This is a genomic window from Tannerella forsythia, assembly GCF_003860135.1.
Lineage (GTDB): Bacteria > Bacteroidota > Bacteroidia > Bacteroidales > Tannerellaceae > Tannerella > Tannerella forsythia_A.
Genome location: NZ_RQYN01000082.1, coordinates 1 through 6,907, shown reverse-complemented (window position 1 = coordinate 6,907; position 6,907 = coordinate 1). Strand labels below are relative to the sequence as shown.

Annotated in this window: 6 protein-coding genes; 3 read left to right on the top strand and 3 right to left on the bottom strand. The window is 42.7% G+C overall.

What is annotated here, in order from left to right:
• Positions 1 to 85 precede the first annotated feature (85 nt).
• The 3 genes from EII41_RS12975 to EII41_RS12965 are packed head-to-tail and all read right to left on the bottom strand — an operon-like array spanning position 86 to position 4,020.
• The gene (locus EII41_RS12975; protein ID WP_411292607.1) at positions 86 to 2,176 is read right to left on the bottom strand and encodes a M3 family metallopeptidase; all 2,091 of its coding nucleotides are present in this window, start codon (positions 2,174 to 2,176) and stop codon (positions 86 to 88) included.
• 51 nt (positions 2,177 to 2,227) lie between these two features.
• Complete coding sequence (locus tag EII41_RS12970; protein ID WP_124751155.1) at positions 2,228 to 2,806, bottom strand: hypothetical protein; 579 nt, start codon at positions 2,804 to 2,806, stop codon at positions 2,228 to 2,230.
• Between the two features lie 56 nt (positions 2,807 to 2,862).
• On the bottom strand, positions 2,863 to 4,020 hold the full coding sequence (locus tag EII41_RS12965; protein ID WP_124790926.1) for a 6-bladed beta-propeller: 1,158 nt from the start codon (positions 4,018 to 4,020) through the stop codon (positions 2,863 to 2,865).
• A gap of 189 nt (positions 4,021 to 4,209) precedes the next feature.
• On the opposite strand from EII41_RS12965, the gene EII41_RS12960 reads away from it, so the two are divergent.
• From EII41_RS12960 to EII41_RS14205, 3 genes are all read left to right on the top strand, one after another.
• Positions 4,210 to 4,677, top strand: a complete 468-nt coding sequence (locus EII41_RS12960; protein ID WP_124790925.1) for a spore cortex biosynthesis protein YabQ — start codon at positions 4,210 to 4,212, stop codon at positions 4,675 to 4,677.
• 11 nt (positions 4,678 to 4,688) lie between these two features.
• Positions 4,689 to 4,904 carry a hypothetical protein gene (locus EII41_RS12955; RefSeq protein ID WP_124751152.1) on the top strand — a complete coding sequence of 72 codons (216 nt, stop codon included), beginning with the start codon at positions 4,689 to 4,691 and terminating at the stop codon, positions 4,902 to 4,904.
• Between the two features lie 1,809 nt (positions 4,905 to 6,713).
• The gene (locus EII41_RS14205; protein WP_185711920.1) at positions 6,714 to 6,857 is read left to right on the top strand and encodes a hypothetical protein; all 144 of its coding nucleotides are present in this window, start codon (positions 6,714 to 6,716) and stop codon (positions 6,855 to 6,857) included.
• Positions 6,858 to 6,907: the final 50 nt, after the last annotated feature.

Sequence of the window (6,907 nt, the reverse complement as noted above, 5' to 3'; positions counted from 1 at the left end):
ATGAATGCAATTATACAACTTTTTTCCGGATCCTGATTTATGGGTTACCCACACGATTCAACACAGACCCTTTTTTATCCCCGTTTTATTTGAGTCCTCTGTTTTTCAGCAGCGGGGTAGTAGTCGCTTCTTTGCCGCGGAAATTCTTATACATCACATCGGCATCGTCGATACCTCCGGGAGTGAGGACATATTGGCGGAATTTATCGGCCGTTGTGCGGTCGAAGATATCGCCTGTTTCCTTGAATGCTTCGAAGGCATCGGCATCGAGCACCTCCGCCCAGATGTAGCTGTAATAGCCGGCGGTATATCCTCCTCCCATCGTATGATTGAAGTAGGTGCTGCGGTATCGCGGAGGTATTTGCGCGAGCGCTTTACGACGCGTCATCGCTTCGTTTTCGAATCTCAGCACATCGAAACCGTCGGGGATTTCCTTCAAGACATGGTAATCCATATCAAGGTACGAGGCCTGCGTATATTCGGCTGTGATGAATCCCTGTCCGTACTTGCTGCTCTTATCCAGCTTGTCGATAAGTTCCTGAGGCATATCTTCGCCTGTCTGGTAATGTTTGGCGTAAACTTTCAGGACTTCGGGTTCGAGTACCCAATGTTCCATAACCTGCGAAGGTAGTTCCACAAAGTCGCGGGGTACGCCGGAGATGCCGTAGTAGTGAACGTTCCGGAAGAGTCCGTGAAGCGCATGTCCGAACTCGTGGAACATGGTCGTCGCTTCGTCGACGCTCAGCAGTGCGGGCTGACCGGCCGTAGGTTTCGTGAAGTTGCACACGATCGTTACGACGGGGGCCACGCGCTGTCCGTCCTTGTACGTTTGCGGGCGATACGAGCCGCACCATGCTCCGCCGCGTTTGCTGGGACGCGGGAAGAAGTCGAGGTAAAGTATGCCCAGATGGGTGCCGTCGGCATCTTTACATTCGAAGGCCGTCGCTTCGGGATGCGGTCTGGGAATGTCTTTAATCTCGGTGAAAGAGATCCCGTAGAGCCGGTTAGCTACATAGAACATGCCGTCACGTACTTTTTCGAGTTGCAGGTAGGGACGCACCACATTTTCGTCGAGGTCGAATTTCGCCTTTACTACCTTTTCATTATAATAACGCCAGTCCCAGCCTTGCAGCGGTTCGTCGAAACCGTCCTGCTTCATCGCAGCCTGGAGGTCTGACAACTCGCTTTGGGCTTTCAGGAGTGCCGGCGCCCAGACTTCGTCGAGCAGTTTATACACGTTGGCTTCGGTTTTGGCCATGCGGTCGTCGAGCACAAAAGCCGCATACGTTGGATAGCCCATCAGGCGGGCTTTTTCGAGGCGCAGGCGAACGAGTTTATTCACCACCTCTTTGTTGTCCGTCTCGTTATCGCGGTTGCCGCGGCTGATGTAAGCATTGAACATCTTTTCACGCAGTTCGCGACGATCGGAATATTGCAAGAAGGGCATCACGCTGGGGTTGTGGAGCGTAAAGATCCATTTTCCTTCTTGTCCGGCGTTCTTTGCTTCTTCGGCGGCCGAGGCAATGAGACTTTCAGGCAATCCGGAGAGATCGTCTTGCTTATCGATAACAAGCTTAAAATCATTCGTTTCTTTCAGAAGATTCTGTCCGAAGGTGAGTTGCAGCAGCGAAATCTCGCTGTTCAGTTCACGCAGACGTTCCTGCTTGTCGGACGGAAGGTTGGCACCACTGCGTACAAAACCTTTATAAACTTCTTCGAGCAATTTGGCCTGTTCTTTATCGAGCCCTAACTCGGCTTTACGATCATACACAGCCTTTACACGAGCAAAGAGCTGAGGATTCAGGTTGATATCGTCATTATGTTTCGATAACATCGGTGAGAGTTCACGGCTGAGCGCTTGCATTTCGTCTGAGGTGTTGGCGCTGTTCAATCCGTAAAACACGAGGCTTACCTTGCTCAATAGCCGTCCTGCCTGATCGAGGGCTACGATGGTGTTCTCGAAATCGGCCGCTGTACTATCTCCCGCAATGGCTTCGATTTCGCGCTGATGTTCTTCCATTGCCCGAAGGAAGGCGGGTTTGTAATGTTCCATTTTAATTTCCTCGAAAGGAGGCACCTGAAAAGGTGTGGTGTATTCCGCAAAGAAAGGATTTTCCTGCGTCTGCGCCGGAGTCTCGGCGGGCTTTTGCTTACATGCGCCGACGATTGCTGCCATTCCCATTAAGATAACTGTTTTTTTCATTGTTAAGTTTTGTTTATATTGTGATTATTTATAATGCTTATTTCGGTCGCATGAGAGATACAGGTGATAGCCTTCTTCTCCCTGCAGGGCTTCTTCGATAAAGGCGCGTACGTATTGCGTGCCGTCGGCCGTCCGGAACGTATAACGGTAATGGTAACGGATGTTTTCATCGCTTACCTTGCCCGATGCCCGTTTGAGCCGTTCGTGTAACATGCGGAAAAGTTTACGGGGCGTGCTGCCCGACGCTCTTCCAAACGGATCGATTCTGACCTGACTTACCTTGCCGTCTTCGTATTCTACCTTTGCGCCACGCGTATTTCCGTCGCGAGGCATAAACAGACCGAAAGTGACCCGGCTCACTCCGCCTTCGGTATATTCGACACGCGCCTTATTAAAAAGGACACCGTAAAGTTCTACCTCGTCTCCTTCGTAAAAGACACTTCGTCCTTTTGTTTCTGTTTGCTTCATGCCGTTGGCCGTCATGGCCTGTTCTACTTCGTTGGCGGTCATGCCCAAACGTATGCCTCCGAGCGACTCGAAATCATCTTGCGCGATAGCCTGACCGCAAACAAACACACACATTAATAAAATCCATTTTTTCATGTCTCTCTGTAATTTATTTTGTTGAATAATCAGTTGCTTTTTCCCACGTTAAATCATTATTTCTTTTGTTTTACCAACATAATTACCGGATTGTCTTCTTCATTCAACATTGAAGCGATTTCTTTTAATTTGCCTTCTTTCAGTTGCCCTTTCTCATAAATTTCAACAAGTTGGAATGCATTTAAACTTGTGGCGTATTCGATTTCACGATTAATTGATTGCGCTGTCATAGCAACAGGTCTTTTTTCCGCATAGTCCCCATTGTAGACGGTGGTCCGGAATATGGCTTTTTCTGCCTTGTCGTACATCAGCTCATCAGTATAGAATCCACGCCCCTTTTCAACGTCAAATACATTTTTAACGGTTTGTATAAAATAATAGCGATCGGTATGAATACCCATATAAAGAAAAACTTCAGGTTTCATCGTATTTATGGAGGGAACTCTTACAATAAAGGGGGTTAATGTGCCATCCGGTGTATAGTTGTACAAGGTGTCGGCTGAAGTTTCTATCAGTGTCCATTTCCCGTTGCTTAGGCGTATTTGATAAGAGTAATTAGCAACAAATCCATCTCCTTGATTAACTATAGGAGTGTTAACCGTTTTAAAAGGAACAAAAATTTCCCGGGTAATGCTTCCATCTTGTTTTGATAAAATAATATGGTATGATTTGCTTCTATCTTCTCCTTTATTATGATAGTCCGACATATCATAACAAATCAAATGATGTTTGTCATAATCAAAAACAGATGAGACTTCCCGACCAAGATTCAAAGCCCTTTTGAATGTTCCGTAAAGATCGTACACTACAATTTTATTTCCTTGCGACTTTACAAAGATTTCGCCATTGCTTTCATCAAGCACAATATCATTAATTCTTGTATATTCTTCCGGCCCTTGTCCTTGTCGGTTTATCTTCCTTATGCCTCTACCGGTTTTTCTGTCGAAAATAAAAATGTCCCCGTCACTATTCCTGTTTTTTAACAATAAGTATTCTTTTCCTACATCTTGTACCAATCCTTGTGTAACAAGCTCGTCACTCGTTTCCAATGGGATATATTCCACGTCCATAAAGTCTTGAAGAATAAGCTCTTTTTGGGGATAGCTTTTCGAAACATCAACGATGATTAAACCATCGTTTGATTGTTTGTTTCCTGCACACGCTGTCAATAATACAAACAGTATGATTATTAGAATTGTATCTGTTCTTTTCATTCTATTCTATTTTTATTTGTTGACAACGGGCACAAATATATAAAACTTTCGTCTCGTGAACAAAAGCGAATGAATCTCTCCGTTTGTATTTGTGCGAATGGTTATTTCACTTTTTGGGGAATGAATCCTTTTGTTTTTTTGAATCTTAGCGTATATTTGCAGCGAATGGCATGTTAAAAGTTATGCGATATGGAGGAAATCGTTTTGCAATATGATGTGATACGCGTCTTTGAAGACCGGTATGAATTTAAACGCATAAAAAGAAAGCCGATTTTAAAGAGTTGGCGTGACTGTTTCTTCTCAAGTTGGGCGTTTCTGTGGATACCTGTATTTGCTCTCCTTTTGTATTGGCTAAGTCCCATGAATATAGGTGGCTTGCTCGGTGTTTTGTTTGTGGCATGTCTTTTCGGGTTCGGTATATGTTATGAGCGCCATCGTGATGTGATCGTCAGCAGGGATCGTGTCACAAAATCTTACCTTGACCCTGAAAGACGTGTTTTGACGATAGAATATACTGATAATAAACGTAGCAGAGTCAAACTGTGTGACTTGCCTTCTGATCCGACCGATAAAGGCCGAGTGGTTCGGGAGCTGGAAGAACATAAGATTTGGATGCCGGAGATGAAAAGTAACCGTTGTGAAATAAGGAACCTTTAAAAATGAATAGGATGAAAGTAGAAAAACCGGTTTGGGTCGGTATGATTGTAGCGGTGGCGGTATCGCTTCTTACTTCTTTGTTTTTTTATGTAGGAAAGACGTCCGGTTTTATTCCGTATGGCACTCATGAAGGAGGCGTTAGGGCCGCAATGGGTGTTGCAGCTATCATGCTCGTTTGTTTTATGACCATTTATGTCTGGTATACATTGAAGAAGAAGAGACGTTAACGCTTTTTTTGATGATAAAAAGGAATTCTTCTTCACAAACGAACTCGCTTTTTCTGTCTGTTTAAAAGGAAGGTGTATTAATACCTTTTCTGTTCGTCGAAAAAGATGTTATACAAAAAAAATCGCTCTTCGGACATCGGACAGATGTATTTTGCGATTTCATCGCCGAGAATTAAAGAAATCATATTCCGATAAATGGTTTATTAAAGTATAAAAATGCAATATATCTAATTGTTTTCCTGTGCCTTTTTAGAAACATCCCTTATTTATTAGCATCATTTGCATTTTTTATCGGAATAATTTGGATGTATGGAAAGAACATCTTATCTTTGCAAATGAAGAGTAAAGCCGCATTGTTAGATTGGGAAACTCATCAGATAAAATACAATTCCGAGACACGCTCTTGGCGCTGATGGCGGGCTGCAATTCCTTGTGAATGCTTCGGCACAGCAGATTACAAAGGCGTCAAAGGCACTCAAAACCTGTCATACGGAGTTTGTTCATATCGGCAGTGCGGCCTCCCATAAAGAGAGGGCTGTCTTATAATGAGACAGCTCTTTTTTTTATGTTGTTTCTTCTTGTAAAACACCAAGATCAAATATTCGGCTCTATCTGTTTTTATGGGCTAAGCATAAAAATTGGCGAGAATGGAAAATATGCTTCGCAGTAAGAATCCTGAAGAAATTTCGACCATATACATTTCTTTCGCCTGACTGTAACATTTTTGCTAAGTAATATCTGGCTCTGATGTTGTAATACCCCGCTTTATAATGTCCTGATTTGGACTGAAAATGCTTTTGAAAAGAAAGAAACACCTCATACGTCTTCCAATTATCCGAACAGTATGCAGAACCATCCGAATCATAGACCTCTCCCGAATGGTTTAGGCGAGTCTTCGTGTTCCGATTTCCATAAACCCAAATTACGCGATACACTGTTCGTCGTTTACCATGAATAATGGACGAACGAATGTACGATAATGGTTACGTCAGGCTTACAGCCCTCCGCCGAAATACGATGCCTTTTTCCCCAACGCTTCGCATTGGGCTGAATTATTCTTGCCCTTTCAGGGCTCTTTCAGCGGTCAGCCAACAAATCAGCATGTCAACGAATCAACAACTCAATACCCGCAGAGCATACAAGGGCTGAAAGCCCGGATTATTTCAGCCCCATCCCGCAAGGGTGGGGTATTGACATCCGGACCTTGTTCGCAGGGCTGAAGGCCTGAATGAAATTCATTATGATTTGTTCTATTGCGGAATCTGGGATAAACAAAATCGAACTTTTTTATTAATATTGCTTTTTTAGTTTTAAATATTTGTTTTTAAGTTGTTTGTGTTATTTTGATCTATAAATTCTTTTTTTAGAGAGAGTTTTTGAACTTTTTAGTATAAACCTATTTAGAGGAGGTATTTAAATGAATAAACTGTATGTAATGAGCAACTCTTTATTTTGTTCAAGTACCTTCAAATACGCGATCTTGGAGAGTAATATATTTTTCTGCTAAAATAAATCGCTTGTTTTTTCTTATTTTCGAAAAAAAATAATAAACTTGCCCCCGGATTGGTAAATAATTAGGGAGTTTGAGATGGATAAAATCGACGGTGCCGGAATAAACAAAGAAAGGTCGTCTATGTTATGAAGAGGCGAATACACGTTATAAAGAGAAGACAAACAGGCTGTAAAAAAATCATACATTTTGCATGATTTGTGAAAGGTTTTTTGTCAATTCAATAGGGTTTTCTATATCAAGATATGAGATTTTATTGCAAAAAGATATAATCACTAATAATTTAAAACTTTTATTTTATGAAAAAGAAAAAAACAAACAGAGTATCAAAACTTATGCTCGCAGTTTGTCTGCTGACCGCAAGTAGCGGAGGTATAGCTTGGGGGCAGAGCAATTTGGGTGGAGCTGGCTCGGTACAAAATATTGGCTCTATGTTGATTTGAGTGGGTAATGGAAATTCCTTCCTCCGTTTATGTAGTATACCATATCCATA